A 19,110-nucleotide genomic window follows, 5' to 3' on the forward strand; every position below is an offset into this window, starting at 1 on the left:
TCCGTCAGACTCCGTCAAGATCAGTATCGGGCCGGCCCGGTGCCCATCTCCGGTACGGCCGGTCCCCCGTAGGGCGGCTGCTGGCCGTGCTCCCCGGGAGCCCGCAGCGCCGGGGTCAGCACCCTCCCGACGCGCTCCACCAGCAGCGTCATCTCGTAGGCGACCAGCCCGAGATCGCAGTCCGAGGCCGCCAGCACCGCGAACACCGACCCGTTGGCGATGGACATCACGAACAGCAGCCCGCGGTCCATCTCCACGACGGTCTGGCTCACACCGCCCGCGTCGAAGATCTTGGCCGCGCCCTGGGTCAGGCTCATCAGCCCGGAGGCGATGGCCGACAGCTGGTCGGCGCGCTCGGGCGGGAACCCGGCCGAGTAGGCCATCGGCAACCCGTCGGAGGACACCACGACCGCGTGCGCGACCTTCGGCACCCGGTCCGCGAAATTGGTCACCAGCCAGTTGAGATCCTGCCCGCTCACCGGGCGCCTCCGTTCTCACCCTCGCTCGGCGAGGGAGTCTCACCTGTGTTGGCCGAGCCGGATCCCTCGCCCGGCCCGCCGGGGCCGCGCGTCTCGGTACGTCCCTTGCGCACGCCACGCTGGAGGCTGGCGAACCGGTTCCGCACGGTGTCGGCCGACTGGGCCGGGACCGGCGCCGGGGGGCGCCCGCCCGTACCAGCCGGCGGTGCCTGCGGGGCGGCCCGCCCGGCGGGCCGCTGGGACCCCACCGCGCCGGGCACCCGGTTGCGTCCGGGCACCCGCTTGGGCAGGCCCGCGGAAGTGCGCTCACCGGCCACCGGTTCCCGTGCCGCCTCGGCGGCCTGGAACCCGGCGTCGGCGGGGGATTCCCAACCTCTCACGGGATCCTCACTCGGTGTCTGGTCGGTCCGGCGCTGGAACCACTCCGACTGCATCGCGTCGAAGATCGGCGAACGTTCCGGCACACCGGGGGGAGCGGCCTTTCCGGGCTCGGGCCCGGCGTCGTGCACGGCGTCATGCCCAGGATCATGCCCGGTGCCGTGCGGCGGGGCGTGCTCGGGGGCCTGATCGGGGCGGGGGGCATGCCCGGGCGCGCCGCGTCCGGGCAGGTTCTGGACGGGCCGGCCCTGGACGGGCGGGCCCTGATTGGGCGGGGCCTGGTCGTGCGGGCCCTGGCCCGCCGCGTTCTCCGGCACCACCGGCAGCGGCCCGGTCTCCCAGGGCACGCGCGGCAGCGGCCCGGTTCCCGGGACGGCCGGCTGCGCCTCGGGCACCACCGGCAGCGGCCCGGTCCGCCCCGGGTCGGCGGGCTGCGACGGGGACGCGTCGGCAGGCCCGCCGCGCGCCGGGTGCTGGGCGCCCGGCCGCCGGACGGGCAGCCTCGGCCCGCGCCGTCCCGGCCCTTCCTCCGGCGGCCCCTGCTCGTGGGGTGCCTGCTCGTGCGGGCGCGGCTCGTGGGGACGGGGCTCGTGCGGGCCCTGGTCCGCGGACGGCACGAGCGGCACGGGGCCGGTTCCGGACACGGGCGGGTAGGGGCCCGTCCCGGCCGCACCGGCCGGCGGAATCGGCCCGGTCGTGGTGGGAGAGCCGTCGAACGGCGCGTTCGGGTACGGCGTGCCGTTCGGGTAGGGCCCGCCGTTCGGGTACGGCCCGGGAGCGCCGGGCGCCCCGGGAGCGCGGTCGTCGAACGGCCGCCGGTCGAAACCGCGCGGGTCGAGGTCGCGCGCGTCGGGCGGCACCGCCGGCCCGTCGAACGGGCGGTCATCGAACGGGCGGTCATCGAAGGAACGGCCGTCGAAGGGCGGACGGTCGTCGAACGGGCGGCCGTCGAAGCCGCCGCCGTCGAACGGGCGGCCGTCGTACACCGGCTGCGGGCCGGTGCCGGGGGGCTGACCGGGCGCGCCGCCGTGACGCGGGTGCGGCACCCCGTACTCGCCGGTGTCGCCGCTCGGGCGGAACTGCCCGCCCGGACCGGACGGGACCGCCCCGGTACCGCCGGACGGGGCCGCCATCGCGGCGAACTCGCCGCCGCGGCCCGCGCCCTCGTCCATCGCGCCGAAGCCGCGGGAGCCCACGCCCCCGGACTCGGCCGGCCTGATCACCATCTCCGGCAGCACCACGAACGCGGTGAGCCCGCCGCCCTGCGCGGCGCGCAGCTCGACGCGGATGCCGTGCCGCACCGCCAGCCGGCCGACCACGAACAGGCCCATGCGGCGGGCCGCGGAGAAGTCGATGACCGGCGGGTTGGCCAGCCGCCAGTTGGCCTGCTCCAGCTCCTCCTGGGACATCCCCACACCGTTGTCGGTGATCTGCAGCATCGCCCCGCCGCCGCTGAGCAACTGGCCGGAGACGGTCACCCGGGTGTGCTCGGCGGAGAACACCGTGGCGTTCTCCACCAGCTCGGCCAGCAGGTGGACCAGGTCGTTGACCACCGGGCCGCCGACGGTCATGTCGCCGTGCACGCGCAGCGCCACCCGCTCGTACTGCTCCACCTCCGACAGCGAGGCGCGCACCACGTCGATCAGCGGGACCGGGCGGTTCCACCGGCGCACCTGGTCCTGGCCGCCGAGGACCAGCAGGTTCTCGCAGTTGCGGCGCATGCGGGTGGCCAGGTGGTCCAGCCGGAACAGGTTGGCCAGCTGCTCCTCGTCGCGCTCGCTCTGCTCCAGCTCCTCGATCAGCCGAAGCTGGCGCTCGATGAGGGACTGGCTGCGCCGCGACAGGTTGACGAACATCGCGTTGATGTTGCCGCGCAGCACCGCCTCGTCGGCGGCCAGCCGGACCGCCTCCCGGTGCACCTCGTCGAACGCCCGCGCGACCTGGCCGATCTCGTCGGAGGAGTCGACGTCGATCGGCTCCACCTCGATGCCGTCGGCGGCGGCCTCGGGATCGCGCAGCCGGTCCACCAGCCCGGGCAGCCGGGTGCCGGCGACCTCCAGCGCGCCCGCCTGCAGCCGGCGCAGCGGCCGCACCAGCGAGCGGGCCACCGCGCCGGTGGCCAGCGCGGCCAGCAGCAGCCCGACCAGCAGCAGCGCGGCGTCGATGGCGACGCCGACGTAGGCGCCGTCCTTCAGCTCCCGGCTGTCGCGCGTGATGGAGCCGGCCAGGTTCTGCTCGACCCTGCGGAGCTGCTCGATCCGGGAGGTCGAGGCGTTCCGCCAGGTGGCCGCGTCGCTCGGGCCCAGCGGGCGGACCGACATCGTGCTGGAGGCGCCGGAGCGGACCAGCACCTGCTGGTAGAGGCCCTCGACCCGGCCGATGTCGGGGCCGGTGACGGTGTCCTCCAGCAGCTGCCGCTGGCCGGTGTCGGCGGTCGTCCGGAAGATGGCCATCTGGCCGTCCTGCTGCGAGCGCAGACCCAGCAGCCGCTCCCGGTCGGACGGGTTGGCGAACCTCCGGGTGAGCAGCACCGAGGTGGTCAGCGCCCGTTCCTGGGAGGCGAAGTCCTTGGCGCGCGCGAGCGCGGCGAACGCGCGCGTGCTCTCGGAGACGTCGGCGTTCGGGCTGCCCTGCGCGACCAGGTCGTTCAGGTCCAGCAGCGAGGCGATGAGCTGGCCGTAGATGTCCAGGGTCGAGAACGCCGAGGCGCTGTTCTGCCCGGCCACCGAGCGCAGGCCCGCCAGCGAGTCGAGCCGGTAGCGGACGTCCCGGACCTTCGCGCGGACCTGGGAGGAGTAGGCGCCGTCGATGCCGCCGAGCCGCTCGCGGACACCGCGGGCGGCTCGATCGGTCACGCTCTGTTGCTCTCGTACGGTCTGGTCCTGGCCGTCCCGGGGGACGGTCAGGTATTGCACCGTAAGGTCTCGTTCGTCTTGTAGCTCCTGAACGAGTCCGGCGACGCGTTCACTCAGCGTGGCCAGCCGTTCGATTCTCGTGTAGAGCCCGGCCTCGTTCACGCCGTCGCGCACGCGCAGGCCCGCCAGGATCCCGGCGACCACCGCCGGAATGAGGATCAGCACCACCAGACGGGTCGTCACACGGGTGTTGGCCAGCCTGAAACGGCGCCCGCCGGGCCGGCGACCGGCCTTTGCGTCGCCGTCAGGCGGGAGGGAGTGAGCATCCGGCCCTACGGCGCGGTCCTGCTCCGTCGCTGGTCGCACGTCCCTCCATCACCTCTCGCGGTCCACGTTCCACACCCCCGCCGCGGGTTCCGGACGTGTTCCCGCGGCGTGCCCAGTGGGCCTTTTGGTACCTCTGGGGCGAGGGTCATTGCAGCACAGAGTAATCCGAGAGACAAACCTCAAGATGACTCATTTCACACTTGAGCACGCTTAGCACATCCGTGCTCTAAGATGTCCCGTTTGCCCGATTTGCGTCTCACTCACGTAAACATCGGGACAACGTTCCGGGGTTACCTAGGGTTACTGCGCTAGAGTCCGCACGATCATGCCGATCCATGGCATACCCCCCATATCCCTCCCTCTTGAAGGAGCGCTCATGAGGTTCGCCAAAGCACGGCGCGCCTGGCTCGCCGGTGCGCTCGCCGGCACGCTCGCGCTGTCCCTGGCCGCCTGCGGAGGCGGCGACGAGGCGTCCGCCAACGGGCTGGAAGAGTCCGAGATCACCGTCGGGGTCATGCCGATCACCGAGGCCGCCGGGATCCAGATCGCCATCTCCCGGGGCTTCTTCAAGGCCGAGGGCCTCGAGGTGAAGATGCGGACCGTGACCGGCGCCGCCGAAGCGCTCCCCCTCCTCAAGGGCGGCAGCATCGACATCGCGCACGGCGGCCACGTCGGCCTCATCCAGGCCCAGGCCGACGGCGCCTACAAGCTGCGGGTCGTGGCCGAGGCCTCGTCCATGACCAAGAACCTCAACGGCGTGCTCGTCGCCAAGGACTCCGCCATCAAGACCCCCCGCGACCTGGCCGGCAAGAAGATCGGCACCAACGCGCGCGGGAACCAGAACAGCCTGCTCCTGCGCGCCACCCTGCAGCCCTACGGCGTCCAGGTCGACGAGAGCAAGGACGTCGTCGTCGCCCCGTTCCCCAACCAGGAGCAGCTGCTGAAGAGCGGCAAGGTGGAAGCCATCATCGTCCCCGAGCCCTTCGTCACCCAGATCCAGCAGACCCTCGGCGCGCGCATCCTCACCGACTTCTCCGGCGGCCCGACCAAGGACTTCCCGATCACCGGCTTCGCCTCCACCGAGGACTTCGCCGCCAAGAACCCCAAGACCGTCGCCGCGTTCCAGCGCGCGCTGGTCAAGGCGCAGGCGCTGGCCGGCGACCGCGCCGTCCTGCAGGACGCGATGCCCAAGTTCACCAAGCTCGACCCCAAGCTGGTCAGCGTCATCAACCTGAACGGCTTCCCGACCTCCACGAGCGCGACCCGCATCCAGCGGGTGGCCGACGTCATGCAGCAGTTCGGCTACTTGAAGCAGCCCTTCGACGTCAAGACGTTCGTGCTGCAGAACGGATGAGGTGGGGCAGAGCGGCACGCGGCGCGGCAGGCGTGGCGGGGCTGTTCGCGATCGCCGAGCTGGTCACCCGGACCGGCCTGGTCGACCCGGACGCCGTCCCGCCCGCCTCCACCGTGCTGGTGCGCGCCGGTGAACTCGCCGTCGACGGCGAGTACCTGACCGGCGTGTTCGACACGGTGCGCGCCTGGATCGGCGGGCTGCTCCTGGCCACCGTCACCGCCGTGGCGCTGGGCGTCCTGCTCAGCGCCACGCCGTGGCTCAACAACGCCGCCCGCGTGGTGGTGGAGCTGCTGCGCCCGATCCCCTCCCTGGCGCTGATCCCGCTGGCGATCGTCACCTTCAGCTCCGTCACCCAGTCGAAGATGTCGCTGGTCTTCTACGCCGCGACCTGGCCGATCCTCATCAACACGCTGTACGCGCTGCGGGACGTCGACCCGGTCGCCAAGGAGACGCTGCGCAGCTTCGGCTTCGGCGACCTGGCGGTGCTGCTGCGGGTGAGCCTGCCCAGCGCCGCGCCGTTCGTGGCCACCGGCGTGCGGATCGCGACCTCGGTCGGGCTGGTCGTCGTGGTCAGCACCGAACTGATCGCCGGCGCCGGCGAGGGCGTCGGCGGCTACCTGATGGAGAGCCAGTCGGGCGGCGGTCATCCCGACCTCATGCTCGCGGGCGCGGTCTGGGCGGGCACGCTCGGCCTGCTCGCCAACATGCTGCTGGTCGGGGTGGAGCGCCGCGCGTTCCGCTGGAACACCGCCGGAACGGGGGCCGCGACATGAGCACCGACCAGATCACCGGCAGGACCAGCGGGCGCGGCGGCGCCGGGCGGGCCCTCCGGACGGCGCTGTCGGGCGTGGGACGGCTGTGGCTGTTCGCGCTGCTCGTCGCGGTCTGGGAGGTCGCCGCGCGGGCCGCCGCCGACCAGTTCTTCCCGCCGCCGTCCCAGATCGTCAGGACGCTGTACGAGATCTGGTTCTCCGGGCCGGTGGACCGCCTCTTCCTCACCGAGAAGGCCGTCGACGACTTCAAGCCCAGCTTCACCAACCTGTTCACGGGCTGGGCGATCGCCGCGGTGGCCGGGGTCGCGCTGGGCGTCGTGATCGGCCGGTTCCGGACGCTGGGCGACGTGCTGGACCCGGTGCTGCAGTTCGGCCGGTCCGTCCCGCCGCCCACGCTGATCCCGTTCCTGCTGGCGGTGCTGGACCTGGGCGCCCCGATGCAGATCACCACGATCGTGTTCGGGGTGATCTGGCCGGTGCTGCTCAACACCATCGACGGCGTCCGCACGGTGGACCGCCTCCAGCTCGACACCGCCCGGGTGTTCGGGATCGGCGGGACGCTGCGGCTGCGCCGGGTGATCCTGCCCGCCGCGGCACCGAAGATCTTCGCGGGGCTGCGGGTCAGCCTGGGCTTCGCGCTGATCCTCATGGTCATCTCGGAGCTGGTCGGCAACTCCTTCGGCATCGGCGCGCATCTCACCACCGCGCAGCAGACGCTGCAGATGACCGAGATGTGGGCGGGCATCGTGCTGCTCGGCGTGCTGGGCTGCCTGTTCAACCTGGTGTTCCAGCTGCTGGAACGGCGCATGCTCGCCTGGCACGGCGGCGCCCGGCAGCTGGCCTCCTGACCGTGCCGTGAACCGCCCCCGGCCACCCCACCAACCCTCAGCCATTCAGCCATTCAGCCAGGTGAAGGACATGCTGGAGATCAACGAACTGACGCACCGCTACGGCGACCAGACCGTGCTGGCGGGACTGAACCTGAAGGTCGCCCAGGGCGAGCTGGTCAGCCTGGTCGGGCCGTCCGGCTGCGGCAAGTCGACGCTGCTGCGCTGCGTGGCCGGGCTGATCCGGCCGACCGGCGGCCAGATCGTGCTGAACGGGAACCCGATCGACGGCGTCCCCGACGACCTGGCCGTGGTCTTCCAGGACTACAGCCGGTCGCTGTTCCCCTGGCTGAGCGTGCGCGACAACGTGGCGCTGCCGCTGCGCCGCAAGGGCAAGGGCCGGTCGGCACGGCGCGCGGCGGCGCAGGAGGCGCTGGAGTCGGTGGGCCTGGGCGACGCGGGACGCAAGTTCCCCTGGCAGCTGTCGGGCGGCATGCAGCAGCGCGTCTCCATCGCCAGGGCGCTGGCCTACCGGCCGTCGCTGCTGCTGATGGACGAGCCGTTCGGTTCGGTGGACGCGCAGACCCGCGAGGACCTGGAGGACCTCGTGCTGCGCGTGCACCGGGACGGCGGGATGACGATCCTGCTGGTCACCCATGACATCGACGAGAGCGTCTACGTCGGCGACCGGGTGGTCGTGCTGGCCCGCAACCCGGGCCGGGTGCGCGCGGAGCTGCCGGTCGGGCTGCCGTCGGCGCGCGACCAGATCGAGACGCGCGGGCTGCCGGAGTTCGTCCGGCTGCGCGCCGAGGTCGGGCGGCTGGTGCGCGGCAGCGCCACCGGTGACGGCGCCGCGGCCGGCTCGCCGGCGGGCGGGACGACCGGGAGCCTCCGCAAGGACGACTGGCACGACTAGACGGTTGATTCCAAGGGATCGCCTGCGGAAATGGGGCGAGGGTGTCCATGGTCGGTTGTGACCCCAGACCTGAACACCCTCGCCACCGCACTGTATGTGAGGATCGACGACTGGTTGCGGGCTTTCCCGGACCTGGCCCCCTGGCGCCCGGCCACCGGCATCCAGCCCAGGCTCAGTGACGCCGAGCTGGTCACCCTGGCGGTGATGTCGGCGCTGCTGGGCTTCACCTCCGAGCGGCGATGGCTGCGCTACGCCCGCACCGACCTGGCCGTGATGTTCCCCCGCCTGCCCGGGCAGTCCGGCTACAACAAGCGGCTGCGGGCGGCCTCGGTCCTGGTCGTGCACATGATCCAGATGCTGGGCCGGGACACCTCGCTGTGGAGCGATGACGTCTGGGTCGTCGACTCCACCCCGGTCGAGTGCGGCCGCTCCCGCGACACCACCCGGCGCAGCGAGCTGGCCGGATGGGCCGAATACGGCTACTGCGCCTCCCACTCGCGGTTCTTCTGGGGGCTGCGGCTGCATCTGCTGTGCACCCTGGGCGGGCTGCCGGTCGCCTTCGCGCTGACGGGTGCCAAGGCCGACGAGCGCGCCACACTGCTGGACATGCTGGGCGCCGACCCGGACCTGGCCGCCCGCCACCCGGGGCAGACGATCATCGGTGACCGCCACTACTACGGCCGCGCGTTCGAGCACGCTCTCACCGAGGGCGACCTGGTCCTGCTACGGCCCGCCCGCAAGGGCGAGCCCGAACGCCCCACCGTGCATCTGTTCAAGCCGCTGCGGCAGACCATCGAATCGATCAACCAGACCCTCAAGGGCCACCTCGACCTGGAACGTCACGGCGGACGCACCCCGGCCGGCGTCGCCGTCCGCATCGCGGTCCGGGTGCTGGCACTGACCGCAGCGATCTGGCACAACGACCACACCGGCCAACAGGTCAAACGATCACTCACCGCTTTTGATCACTGACCGCACCCAAACCCCTTGGAATCAACCGTCTAGCGGGCGGCGGGTGCCGGGCGCCCCGGCACCCGCACCCGCACCCGCCTCACTTGGCGTCGGCATAGCAGTCGACCACGGCGACCTCCATCGGGAACACGACCGGCGTCCGGCCGAACAGCAGCCGCCCCGCCTCCTCCGCCGAGGCGTGCACGGCCTCGCGGACCTGGTCGGCGAGCTCGGCGGGCGCGTGCACGACGACCTCGTCGTGCTGGAAGAACACCAGGCGCGGCCGGCCGAGCTCGGCCAGCCGCCGGCGCAGCGCGGCCAGCAGCGCCAGCGCCCAGTCTGCGGCGGTGGCCTGGACGACGAAGTTGCGGGTGAAGCGGCCCCGGCTGCGCAGCGCCTGCGCCGCCGTGACCTGGCGGGACGCCCCGCCGCCGGGCTCGCCGGACGCGCCGGCCCCGTCCCCGTCGCCGCCGGGTTCGTCGCCCTCGGAGGTCAGCCGCCGCCAGCCGGCCGAGGGCGGCGGGCAGGTGCGGCCCAGCCGCGACCGGACGAGCGCGCCCCGCTCCCCCGCCCGCGCCGCGGCCTCCACGTACTCGAACGCCTGCGGGAACCGGCTCTTCAGGACGGCCAGGAGCCGCACCGCCTCGCCCGTGCCGCCGCCGTACATCGCCGACAGCAGCGCGATCTTGGCCTGGTCGCGCGCGGTCGCCCCGTCCGAGGCGGTGCCGCGGAACGCCTCCGACAGCGCGGCGTACAGATCGCCCTCGGCGGCGGCCGCGGCGAACGCCCGGTCTCCGGCGAGCGCGGCCAGCACCCGCGGTTCGAGCTGCGCGGCGTCGGCGACGACCAGCGACCAGCCCGGATCGGCGACCACCGCCCTGCGCAGCACGCGCGGGATCTGCAGCGCGCCGCCGCCGTTGGTGGCCCAGCGGCCGGACACCACGCCGCCGACGACGTACTCGGGACGGAACCGCCCGCCGCGCACCCACGTGTCGGCCCAGGTCCAGCCGTGCGCGGTGTGCAGCCGGGACAGCTCCTTGTACTCCAGCAGGAGCGGCACCGCCGGGTGGTCGACGCGCTTGAGCACGTGCGCGCGGGTGGAGGTGACGGGCAGGCCCACCGCCGCGAACGCCTTCATGATCTGGGCGGGCGAGTCGGGGTTGACCGGCGTGCGCAGCCCGAACGCGGCGTTGATCCGGTCGGCCAGGGCCTGCAGCTTGCGCGGCCGCATGCCGCCGGTCGGGCGGGGGCCGAGCAGTTCGGTGAGCAGTTCGTCCTGGCGTTCGGCCGACCAGGGCAGCCCGTCGTGGCCCATCTCGGCCGCGACCAGCGAACCCGCGGACTCGGCCGCGGCCAGCAGGGCGAAGCCGGGCAGTTCGGCGACGCGCCGCAGCTGCTCGGCGTGCACGGCGACGATCCGTTCGAGCTCGCCGGCGGCGGAGTGGAGCCCGCGCCCGGGGCCTTCGGCGACGGGGCGCCCGCCCGCGCCGGGACCCTCCTCGCCGAAGGACGCCTCGAACGACGCGTCGAAGGCGGCATCGGAGGAGGTGTCGAACAGCGAGCCCTGCGGCGGGGCCTCCTGCGGGGGCGGCGGATCGGCGGGGACGGGCTCGCCGCGCAGCCGCGCCCACGCCGCCCGCACCGAACGCGGCTCGCCGTACCGCCCCTGGTGACCGAGCAGCAGGCTCTCCACCAGTTCGAGGTCGTGGCAGCGGGCGACCCGCACCCCCGCCTCCAGCAGCCGGGGGTAGAGCCGGGCGGTGGCGGGCCACACCCAGCGCGGCCCGGCGGCGCGCTCGCGCTCGGCGATGGCGGCCGCCAGGTCGCCGACGGTCTCGGCGGGGCCGGCGGGCGCGCCGTCGTCGGCGAGCGGCCGCAGCGCACCCCCGCCGCCCTCTGCGGCGGCCACCGCGATCCTCACCCGGTCATTCTCGCCGGGGGCACCGACAAAACGGCGAACCCCTCCGCGCCCGGAGAGGGCGGAGGGGTTCGCGGCGCCGTCTCGGCGCTGTCGTGGCGCCGTCGTGGCGCGGTCCGGCGGCGGGTCAGGCCGCCAGCGAGACCTGCTGGCCCTCGGGCACGTCGCCGTACCGGTCCACGATCTTGTTGAGCTGGAGCTGGTAGTACAGCACGCCGAAACCGAAGATCCCGAGCAGGAAGCCGAGGCCGCCGCTGCACGAGGGGGCCAGGCCCGCCGCGCGCTGCGCCTGCGCGATGCGGCCGCCCAGCTTCACGAACATGACCAGCGGCCAGATGCCCAGCGTGACGAAGCCGAAGATCATCGAGAGCAGCGCGTTGGTGGCGGCGGCGCCGGTGCGGCGGTCGTAGTTGAACAGCTCGGCGTGGACCTTGTAGAACCAGACCAGCCCGTAGATGCCGAAGGTGATGATCGGCAGGCCGAGCCAGGCGCCCACCGGGTTGCGGCGCTTCATGTTGAGGCCGGTCCCGGCGGCGGCCGGGGCGTGCTGCGGCGCGTGCACCGGCGCCTGCTGGCCCTGGTGGGGCTGCTGGTAGTGCTGCTGCGCACCCTGCTGCGGGTAGCTCATGCTGTGCTCACTCCTGAGGGCGCGGCTCCGGTGGGGCCCGGCACCCGGGTTCCTTGACGATCAGTGATGACGACGCCCGACTGTACGACAGACGAGCACGGCCTACCTGAACAACGCGCTGATTTTCTATAGATCAGGTGAGATATCCCGATTTCCACTGCGCGTGCCGTCCTGGCGCAACGGGATCGTCACCTCGTCCTCGCACGGCGGGCGCAGCTCCTGGTCGCCGCATCCGGTCGCGGCGTAGCAGCGGATGCGCAGCTCCGCCCCGGTCACGTCCACGCGCAGGAAGCTCTTGAAGAACGGCGGGCGGTCCCAGTCGGCCATCTCCGAGCGGAACCGCTGCGGCACCTTGCGCACCGGCAGCCGCGTCATCCCCCGACGGCGCCGCTGCCCGCGCGGCACGCCCAGCAGCGACGCCACGAACCGCACCCGCCGCGAGGGCACCACCGCGTCCCGGCCCCGCCCCGGCGGCTTCGATGCCGCGGCCGACCGCGGCATCGACCGCCGCCGGTCTCCGGAGTCCATGCCCCTGGCCGCCGACGACGGGGACGGATCGCCGCCGTACCCTCGCCCCGGCTCGATCCCCAGCCGGTACCGGATCGCCTCGGTCGCCTCCTGCGGCGTCAGCTCGAACAGCTTCGGCAGCCGCAGCACCCGCCCGTACAGCCTGCTGTAGCGGGAGAGGGAGTCGCCGCGCAGCGGGTAGCAGCGGAAGTCCTGCTCGTCGGCCACGTGCGTCCTGGGAATGGTGTGGGTGGCGTGCATGAACGCGCCGCCGCCGCCCGTCACCAGGTACTGCAGGGTGCGGTCGCCGACCCGCACCGGGTAGCGCTGGTAGTTGTGGATGTCGCCGCCGATCGCGGCGACGTAGTGGTGCTCGGGGTCCTTCACGATCGCGTCGACCGTGCCGCCGCCCTCGATCTCGCCGGGCCGGACGCTGTCGTCCACGTACAGCGGCTTGCCGGTGATGAGCAGCTTGGGCTTGGGCCCGGCCGACACCTCGCGCAGCCACGCGCCCTGGGCGCGGTCGAGGCCGCCGGTGATGCCGGTGTCGATGCCGACGATCCGCAGCGCGGGCGTGTCGATCACCCAGTACGGGCCGGGCTGGAGCGCGTGCTGCCCCGGCGCGCCGCGGTAGCGCTCCCGCGCCTCCGCCAGCGCCTTCCCGTCGACCGGCCCGGAACGCCGCCACAGCAGCCGCGGGACGAACCCGAGCGCCCCCTTCCACGGCTCGGGGCGGCAGTCGAGGTCGAGGTCGCAGAACACGCGCAGGAATCCGCGCAGCCCGTCGTACCAGTCGTGGTTCCCGGGCACCGCGTAGATCGGCCCCGGATAGTCCTTGTACGGGCGGAAGAACTTCTCCGGGTAGTCGGCGGCCTCGCCGCTGGGGTAGATGACGTCGCTGACGATCACCATGAAGTCGGTGTCGGCGCCGACCCGCAGCGCGGGCGGCACCACCGCGTACTGCGACCGGTCGCCCTCGCCGGTGTCGCCGAGCAGCAGGAACGAGAACGCCTCGTCCGAGCGGTGCATGGTGAACCCGGCACGGGTGCCGCGCTCGGCGAGCGCGGAGACGCAGCGGCGGCGGATACCGTTGGACGGGTCGCCGAACACCTTGGCGATGACGTCGTTGCGGGACTGCCACAGCACCAGGGGACGGCGCCAGGAGAATTTGGAGACGCGCTCGGGCATCAGCTCCCAGAAGCCGCCGCGCGTCCCGCACTCCCAGCCGGCTCCGGCCTCCGAGTCACGCGAGTTGTCGGGCCCGCGTCCGGGTGCCTCCGCCTCCTCGGCGCGCACAAGCAACCTCCGGGGGGTTTCGAGGGGGTCAGGGCCAAATGTATTGGGCCGGGTGATCTCTGCGTCAAGCGAATCCGGAACACCTGTGTCACCCGACCGCGCCCCTGGCGCCGAAACGCCGCGGCGCCGCCCCCGGCTGGGGACGGCGCCGCGGCGCGGACGAGGGCGTGGACGGGTCAGTGCGCTCCCGTGCCGGTGAGCGCCCTGACCTCGAGTTCGGCGAACTTCTCGTCGGTCTTCTCCTTCGACAGCACCGTGCCGAGATAGGCGCACAGGAAGCCGAGCGGGATGGAGATGAGCCCCGGGTTCTGCATCGGGAACGGCGCCACGATCGTCTCGCTGAACAGCGCGTCCGGGTTGCCCTTGGGCAGGGTGGCGGACTTGCCGCCCCAGCAGATGGAGCTGCACATCACCAGCGCCACCGCCGAGATCAGCCCGCCGTAGATGCCGGCCACCGCGCCCGCGGTGTTGAACCGCTTCCAGAACAGCGAGAACAGCAGCGTCGGCAGGTTGGCCGAGGCGGCGACCGCGAACGCCAGCGCCACCAGGAACGCCACGTTCAGCCCGCGGGCGAAGATGGACAGCACGATCGCGACGGCGCCGATGACCAGCGCGGCGATCCGCGCCATCCGCACCTCGTCGCGCTCGGTGGTCTTGCCGCGCTTGAACACGTTGGCGAACAGGTCGTGCGCGAACGAGGACGAGGACGCCAGGGTGAGCCCGGCGACCACGGCCAGGATGGTCGCGAACGCCACCGCCGCGATGATCGCCAGGAAGATCGCGCCGCCGGTGGAGCCGGGACCGCCGCCGAGTTCCTGGGCGACCTGCACCGCCGCGGTGTTGCCGCCCTTGTCCTGCGCCGCGACCTCCTTGCTGCCGACCAGCGCCGCCGCGCCGAACCCGATCACCAGCGTCATCAGGTAGAACGTGCCGATGATGCCGATCGCCCAGTTCACCGAGGCACGGGCGGCCTTGGAGTTGGGCACGGTGTAGAAGCGGATCAGGATGTGCGGCAGCCCCGCGGTGCCCAGCACCAGCGCCAGGCCGAGCGAGAGCAGGTCGAGCTTGGACCACATGTCGGTGGCGCCGTACTTCAGCCCCGGCTCCAGGAACGCCTGGCCCTTGCCGCTGGCGTCGGCGGCGGCGCCCAGCAGGGTGGAGAGGTTGAACCCGTACTTGGCCAGCACCCAGACGGTCATGACCGCGGCGCCGCCCATCAGCAGCACGGCCTTGACGATCTGGACCCAGGTGGTCCCCTTCATCCCGCCGACCGTGACGTAGAAGATCATCAGCGCGCCGACCACCACGATCGTCCAGATCTTGGCGGCCTCGCCCTCGGCGCCCAGCAGCAGCGCCACCAGCGCGCCCGCGCCGACCATCTGCGCCAGCAGGTAGAAGATCGAGACCACGATCGTGGAGATGCCGGCGGCGGCGCGGACCGGCCGCTGCCGCATCCGGAACGCCAGCACGTCGGCCATGGTGAAGCGGCCCGAGTTGCGCAGCAGCTCGGCCACCAGCAGCAGCGCCACCAGCCAGGCGACCAGGAACCCGATCGAGTACAGGAACCCGTCGTAGCCCGACAGCGCGAACATGCCGGCGATGCCGAGGAACGAGGCGGCCGACATGTAGTCGCCGCCGATCGCCAGCCCGTTCTGGACGGCGGAGAACTGCCGTCCGCCGGCGTAGAAGTCGGCGGCGGTGCGGGTCTGGCGGCTGGCCCAGATCGTGATCCAGAGGGTCGCGGCCACGAAGACGGCGAACAGGACCAGCGAGAACGTGCGGTGCTCGTTCTCGGAGGGGGCCGCGAGCACCCCGGTCGGGACCGCCGACAGCGGCCCGGCGAGCAGTGGCGTCACTTCTTCTCCTCCTCGCGGCCGTCGCCGGCCTCGGTCCCGTCCGACGGGTCCTTGCCGGCCGGGGCCTCGTCCGCGGATCCCTCGGCGGGTCCGTCGGCGGCGGGTTCCTCGGCGGCCGGGGCCTTCTTCACGGCGTCGTCGGGCGCCGGAGCCGGTTCGGGCACCAGGGCCGCGGGGGCGGCGCCGGGAGCGGCGACCTGGGCGGCCAGCGGCTCCAGCTTGCGGCGCGCGTGCCGCTCGTACGCCCACGCGATGAGGAAGGTGGAGAGGAACTGGAGGAGGCCGAACACCAGCGCCACGTTGATGTTGCCGAGGACCTTGGTGCCCATGAAGCCGCGCGCGTACGCCGACAGCACCACGTACAGCAGGTACCAGATCAGGAACGCCGCGGTCATCGGGAACACGAAGCGGCGGAAGGTCGACTTGAGCCGCTGGAACTCGGGGCTCTGGTTCATCTGGGCGAAGGCCGCCTCGTCGAGCCCGCCGCCTCCGGCGGGCGCCGGCGTCGCGGGCCCTGGGGAGTCCGTTGTCACACACACCTCCGGCTATGGGTCACTCCGCCGCGGCACCGCGCGCACGGCGCGGTGACCGGCGGCACCGGCGTGGCCGATGGGGGGCTATTTGACCAAGATCTTGGTTGGTGCCAATAGAGGTGGAGACCCGGTCGATGCGCGCTCGATGCCGGAACGAGACCTCGGCCTCACGAAGAGTAGGGACCCGAGGGAGAGTAGTGAGGTGGCCCGGCGCGGCGCAGGCGGTCCGCCGATCCGGCCGGACCCGCCCGCTGTCCGCGCGGCGTCCGCGCGGTATCCGCCCGGTATCCGCCGGCTACTCGACGACGAAGGCGCGGGGGTCGTCGGTGGGCACGATCTCCCGGCCGAGCGGCAGCAGCGACACCGGGATGAGCTTGAAGTTGGCGATTCCGAACGGGATGCCGATGATCGTGATGCACAGCGCGATGCCGGTCACCAGGTGGCCCAGCGCCAGCCACCAGCCGGCCACGACCACCCAGATCGCGTTGCCGAGGCAGGAGCCGGCCCCGGCGCCGGACTTGCGGACGACGGTGTTGCCGAAGGGCCAGAGCGCGAAGAGCGCGATGCGGAACGCGGCGATGCCGAACGGGATGGTGATGATCAGGATGCAGCAGATGATCCCGGCGACCGCGTACCCGATCGCCAGCCAGAACCCCGACAGGACGAGCCAGATGATGTTCAGCAGGGTGCGCATCGGACCACTCTACGTGGCGTGGGCGCCGCGCCCCGGGAACGGGCGCGTGCGGCGCGGTGAGCGCCGGCGCCAACCCCCGGGGGCGCCGGCGCCACCGCGTACAGGGCGCCTGTGCGCATCATGAGTCCCCCCAGAACGGCGAGCTGTCGCCTTCTCATGATGTCCGCACAGACGACCCATGGGTCCCTTAGCGGGACACAATTAACACTATCCGGACGTCCGTAATGCCCGCGTAAATCGGTCCAATGAGGGGCCCAAGGTTACGGAACGCGCGCGTAACCTCACCCCTTCCCGAGGTCAGGGGGCGAGCACGCGCAGCGCGCCCGGCATGATCCGGGCGGTCACCGGGAGCGTCCCGGGCAGCTCGCCGTCGGCCCCGTACGGCAGCGTCCGGCCCGGCGCGGCCAGCTCGATCCGCACCTCCCGGCCGCGCAGCACCTCCACCTGCGGGCGGCGCACGTGCGAGCCGTCCTCCAGCTCGCGCATCACGGCGAAGAACAGCGGCCGGGGGGCGTCCTTGATGATCACCACGTCCAGCAGGCCGTCGTCGACCCGGGCGTCCGGGGCGATGCGGCGCCCGAAGCCGTAGTAGCCGGAGTTGGCGGCGACGACCGTGTAGCCGCGCCGTTCGAGGACCTCGCCGTCCACCGTGACGCGGTAGGCGGCGGGGCGCCAGGCCAGGACGGCCCGCAGCGCGCCGACGTAGTACGCCGCCGAGCCGCGCAGCACCCGGGTCCGGTTGGCGTTGTCGTTGGCGACGGCGTCCACGCCCGCGTACACGCTGCCCAGCACGGGGACGCCGTTGGCCTCGACGGCGTCCACCTCGCGCGGCTCGCCCTCCAGCAGCAGCCGGGCCAGCGCGGCCGGGTCGGAGGGGACGCCGAGCTGGCGCGCGAAGTCGTTGCCGCGCCCGGCCGGGACGATGCCGAAGAGCGCGCCGGTGCCGGCCAGGGCGCCGCCGACGCGTCCGACCAGGCCGTCGCCGCCGACGCCCAGCACCACGTGCCCGCGCTTGGCGGCGCCGGCGGCGAGCACACCGGCGTGCTCCAGGCCGCGGCTGTACTCCACGAGGATCTCCGCGCCGGCCTCGCGCAGCGCGCGGGCCAGCGGGACCAGGGAGGCGGCGGCCGCCGACCCCCCGGCGGAGGGGTTGACGACCGCGGTGAAGAGTCGGCGGGCGGGCGGCATCGGGATCACTCCTGGGCGAGGGGGGCGGTGAGGACGCCGGGGTTGAGGATGCCGTGCGGATCGACCCGGCGCTTGACCGCCCGCACGATCTCCATGCCGAGCGGCCCGATCTCGCGGGCGTACCGGTCGCGGTGGTCGGTGCCGACCCCGTGGTGGTGGCTGATGGTGCCGCCCGCGGCGAGGATCGCGTCGCCGGCGGCGTGCTTGGCCCTCTCCCAGTGCGCGACCGCGGGGTTCCCCTGCGCGGACACGACCGTGAAGTAGAGCGAGGCGCCCGCGGGATAGACGTGGGAGATGTGGCACATGACCAGCGGCGGGGTGCCCGCCCCGGCGAGTTCGCGGATCAGCGCCTCCCGCACGGCCGCGTAGAGCCGCGGGATGCCCGACCAGAACGCGGCGGTCTCCAGCGTCTCGGCGAAGGCGCCGGCGTCCAGGAGGGCGTCGCGGAGGTAGGGGGCGTCGAAGCGGCCGCGCTCCCACTTCTCCCCCGGCCCGGCTCCGAGGGGCTCGCCGCCCTGCTCGTCCAGGACGGCCCGGGTCGCCTCCCGCCGGGCGGCGATCTCGTCCGGCGCGCCCTCGAATCCCAGGACGGCCAGGCAGCCGGCGGTCCCCGACGACGGAAGGGAACCGCCGACGGCGGCAGGGTCGGCGAGGCCGATCGCGGTCTCGGTCTCGTCCGAGAGCCGCAGCACGGTGGGCAGCGGGCCGTCCTGGGCGAGGCGGCGCAGCGCCGCGGCACCCGTCTCGAACGAGGGGAAGCGCCACCCCTCGTAGGCGGCCGCCTCGGGCACGGGCCGCACCCGGACCGCCACCGAGGTGATCACGCCGAACGCGCCCTCGGAGCCGAGCACGAGCTGCCGCAGGTCGGGTCCGGCGGCGGACCGGGGGGCGCGGCCCAGGTCGAGGGTGCCCTCGGGGGTGGCGACGGTGAGGCCGGTGACCATCTCGTCGAAGCGCCCGTACCCGGCGGACGCCTGCCCGCTGGAGCGCGCGGCGGCGAACCCGCCGATGGTGGCCCACTCGTAGGACTGCGGGTAGTGCCCGAGCGTGAAACCGCGCTCGCGCAGCAGCTCCTCGGCGCGTGGCGCGCGCAGGCCCGGCTGGAGGACGGCGGTGCGCGACACCGGGTCGAGGGAGACGAGCGCGTCCATGCGGCGCAGGTCGAGGGCGACGAACGGGCGCCCGCCCTGCGGGGCGAGACCGCCGACGACCGAGGTGCCGCCGCCGAACGGCACGACAGCGACGCGGTGCTCGGCGCACGCCCGCAGCACGGCCAGGACTTCGTCGTGCGACCCGGGCAGGACGACGGCGTCCGGGGCGTCGGCGACGTCGCCGGACCGGATGCGCAGCAGGTCGGGGGTGGACTTGCCCCGGGTGTGCCGGACGCGGGACTCGGCGTCGGCGCGCACGTGCGCCTCGCCTCCGGCGGCCTTGGCGAGGGCGGCCGGGCAGCCGGCGGGGAGCCGGGAGGCCGGCACGTCGATGTCCGCGAGCGCGACCGGCGGCTCGGTCGCCGGCCGGACGCCGAGCAGCTCGCGCAGCAGGCCGGTCGCCGCGTCCGGCAGCGGGGTGGCCCTGGCCGGGTCGCCCCAGCCGCTCCACAGCATGTCCCGGATCTCCATGGCTTACA

Annotated in this window: 15 protein-coding genes; 5 read left to right on the forward strand and 10 right to left on the reverse strand. The window is 73.3% G+C overall.

Annotation, left to right across the window (positions count from 1 at the left end):
• Positions 1 to 20: 20 nt before the first annotated feature.
• Entirely contained in the window at positions 21 to 479 is a 459-nt protein-coding gene (locus ACZ466_RS04890; protein WP_378282025.1) for a roadblock/LC7 domain-containing protein, read from the reverse strand.
• Positions 476 to 3,955 (reverse strand): nitrate- and nitrite sensing domain-containing protein, encoded by a 3,480-nt coding sequence (locus ACZ466_RS04895; RefSeq protein ID WP_378282024.1) that lies wholly within the window; start codon positions 3,953 to 3,955, stop codon positions 476 to 478. Before ACZ466_RS04895 ends, ACZ466_RS04890 begins: the two co-directional genes overlap by 4 nt.
• A gap of 460 nt (positions 3,956 to 4,415) precedes the next feature.
• Here ACZ466_RS04895 and ACZ466_RS04900 point away from each other — a divergent pair, with 460 nt between their 5' ends.
• From ACZ466_RS04900 to ACZ466_RS04920, 5 genes are all read left to right on the forward strand, one after another.
• Positions 4,416 to 5,393, forward strand: coding sequence for an ABC transporter substrate-binding protein (locus ACZ466_RS04900; RefSeq protein WP_378282023.1), 978 nt, complete (start codon positions 4,416 to 4,418; stop codon positions 5,391 to 5,393).
• Positions 5,390 to 6,166, forward strand: coding sequence for an ABC transporter permease (locus tag ACZ466_RS04905; RefSeq protein ID WP_378282022.1), 777 nt, complete (start codon positions 5,390 to 5,392; stop codon positions 6,164 to 6,166). Before ACZ466_RS04900 ends, ACZ466_RS04905 begins: the two co-directional genes overlap by 4 nt.
• Entirely contained in the window at positions 6,163 to 7,014 is an 852-nt protein-coding gene (locus ACZ466_RS04910; RefSeq protein ID WP_378282021.1) for an ABC transporter permease, read from the forward strand. The genes ACZ466_RS04905 and ACZ466_RS04910 overlap by 4 nt, the downstream gene beginning before the upstream one ends.
• 70 nt (positions 7,015 to 7,084) lie before the next feature.
• On the forward strand, positions 7,085 to 7,909 hold the full coding sequence (locus ACZ466_RS04915) for an ABC transporter ATP-binding protein (RefSeq protein ID WP_378282020.1): 825 nt from the start codon (positions 7,085 to 7,087) through the stop codon (positions 7,907 to 7,909).
• A 57-nt stretch (positions 7,910 to 7,966) separates the two neighbouring features.
• On the forward strand, positions 7,967 to 8,881 hold the full coding sequence (locus ACZ466_RS04920; protein ID WP_378293641.1) for an IS982 family transposase: 915 nt from the start codon (positions 7,967 to 7,969) through the stop codon (positions 8,879 to 8,881).
• A 79-nt stretch (positions 8,882 to 8,960) separates the two neighbouring features.
• Here the strand turns inward: ACZ466_RS04920 and ACZ466_RS04925 are convergent, their stop codons facing one another.
• From ACZ466_RS04925 to ACZ466_RS04960, 8 genes are all read right to left on the reverse strand, one after another.
• Positions 8,961 to 10,781, reverse strand: a complete 1,821-nt coding sequence (locus tag ACZ466_RS04925; protein WP_378292646.1) for a bifunctional 3'-5' exonuclease/DNA polymerase — start codon at positions 10,779 to 10,781, stop codon at positions 8,961 to 8,963.
• Positions 10,782 to 10,905: 124 nt separating this feature from the next.
• Positions 10,906 to 11,406: a DUF4234 domain-containing protein gene (locus ACZ466_RS04930; RefSeq protein WP_378292648.1), complete on the reverse strand. Its 501-nt coding sequence runs from the start codon at positions 11,404 to 11,406 to the stop codon at positions 10,906 to 10,908.
• A gap of 126 nt (positions 11,407 to 11,532) precedes the next feature.
• On the reverse strand, positions 11,533 to 13,209 hold the full coding sequence (locus ACZ466_RS04935) for a metallophosphoesterase family protein (protein WP_464042903.1): 1,677 nt from the start codon (positions 13,207 to 13,209) through the stop codon (positions 11,533 to 11,535).
• Positions 13,210 to 13,385: 176 nt separating this feature from the next.
• A complete protein-coding gene (locus tag ACZ466_RS04940) occupies positions 13,386 to 15,020 on the reverse strand; it encodes a solute symporter family protein (protein WP_378292671.1) in 1,635 nt (544 codons plus the stop codon).
• A 41-nt stretch (positions 15,021 to 15,061) separates the two neighbouring features.
• Positions 15,062 to 15,598, reverse strand: a complete 537-nt coding sequence (locus ACZ466_RS04945) for a DUF485 domain-containing protein (RefSeq protein WP_378292652.1) — start codon at positions 15,596 to 15,598, stop codon at positions 15,062 to 15,064.
• A gap of 295 nt (positions 15,599 to 15,893) precedes the next feature.
• Positions 15,894 to 16,292 carry a YccF domain-containing protein gene (locus tag ACZ466_RS04950; protein ID WP_378292655.1) on the reverse strand — a complete coding sequence of 133 codons (399 nt, stop codon included), beginning with the start codon at positions 16,290 to 16,292 and terminating at the stop codon, positions 15,894 to 15,896.
• A gap of 297 nt (positions 16,293 to 16,589) precedes the next feature.
• Positions 16,590 to 17,480 (reverse strand): diacylglycerol kinase family protein, encoded by an 891-nt coding sequence (locus ACZ466_RS04955; RefSeq protein WP_378292657.1) that lies wholly within the window; start codon positions 17,478 to 17,480, stop codon positions 16,590 to 16,592.
• A 5-nt stretch (positions 17,481 to 17,485) separates the two neighbouring features.
• Positions 17,486 to 19,102 carry an FAD-binding oxidoreductase gene (locus tag ACZ466_RS04960; RefSeq protein WP_378292659.1) on the reverse strand — a complete coding sequence of 539 codons (1,617 nt, stop codon included), beginning with the start codon at positions 19,100 to 19,102 and terminating at the stop codon, positions 17,486 to 17,488.
• Positions 19,103 to 19,110 lie beyond the last annotated feature (8 nt).

The organism is Actinomadura rugatobispora (assembly GCF_055379765.1).

Excerpts from the sequence above, each read along its gene's own strand:
- ACZ466_RS04915 (WP_378282020.1), top strand. The coding sequence starts at position 7,085 with ATGCTGGAGATCAACGAACTGACGCACCGCTACGGCGACCAGACCGTG.
- ACZ466_RS04955 (WP_378292657.1), bottom strand. The coding sequence starts at position 17,480 with ATGCCGCCCGCCCGCCGACTCTTCACCGCGGTCGTCAACCCCTCCGCC.
- ACZ466_RS04960 (WP_378292659.1), bottom strand. The coding sequence starts at position 19,102 with ATGGAGATCCGGGACATGCTGTGGAGCGGCTGGGGCGACCCGGCCAGG.
- ACZ466_RS04905 (WP_378282022.1), top strand. The coding sequence starts at position 5,390 with ATGAGGTGGGGCAGAGCGGCACGCGGCGCGGCAGGCGTGGCGGGGCTG.
- ACZ466_RS04950 (WP_378292655.1), bottom strand. The coding sequence starts at position 16,292 with ATGCGCACCCTGCTGAACATCATCTGGCTCGTCCTGTCGGGGTTCTGG.
- ACZ466_RS04910 (WP_378282021.1), top strand. The coding sequence starts at position 6,163 with ATGAGCACCGACCAGATCACCGGCAGGACCAGCGGGCGCGGCGGCGCC.
- ACZ466_RS04900 (WP_378282023.1), top strand. The coding sequence starts at position 4,416 with ATGAGGTTCGCCAAAGCACGGCGCGCCTGGCTCGCCGGTGCGCTCGCC.
- ACZ466_RS04930 (WP_378292648.1), bottom strand. The coding sequence starts at position 11,406 with ATGAGCTACCCGCAGCAGGGTGCGCAGCAGCACTACCAGCAGCCCCAC.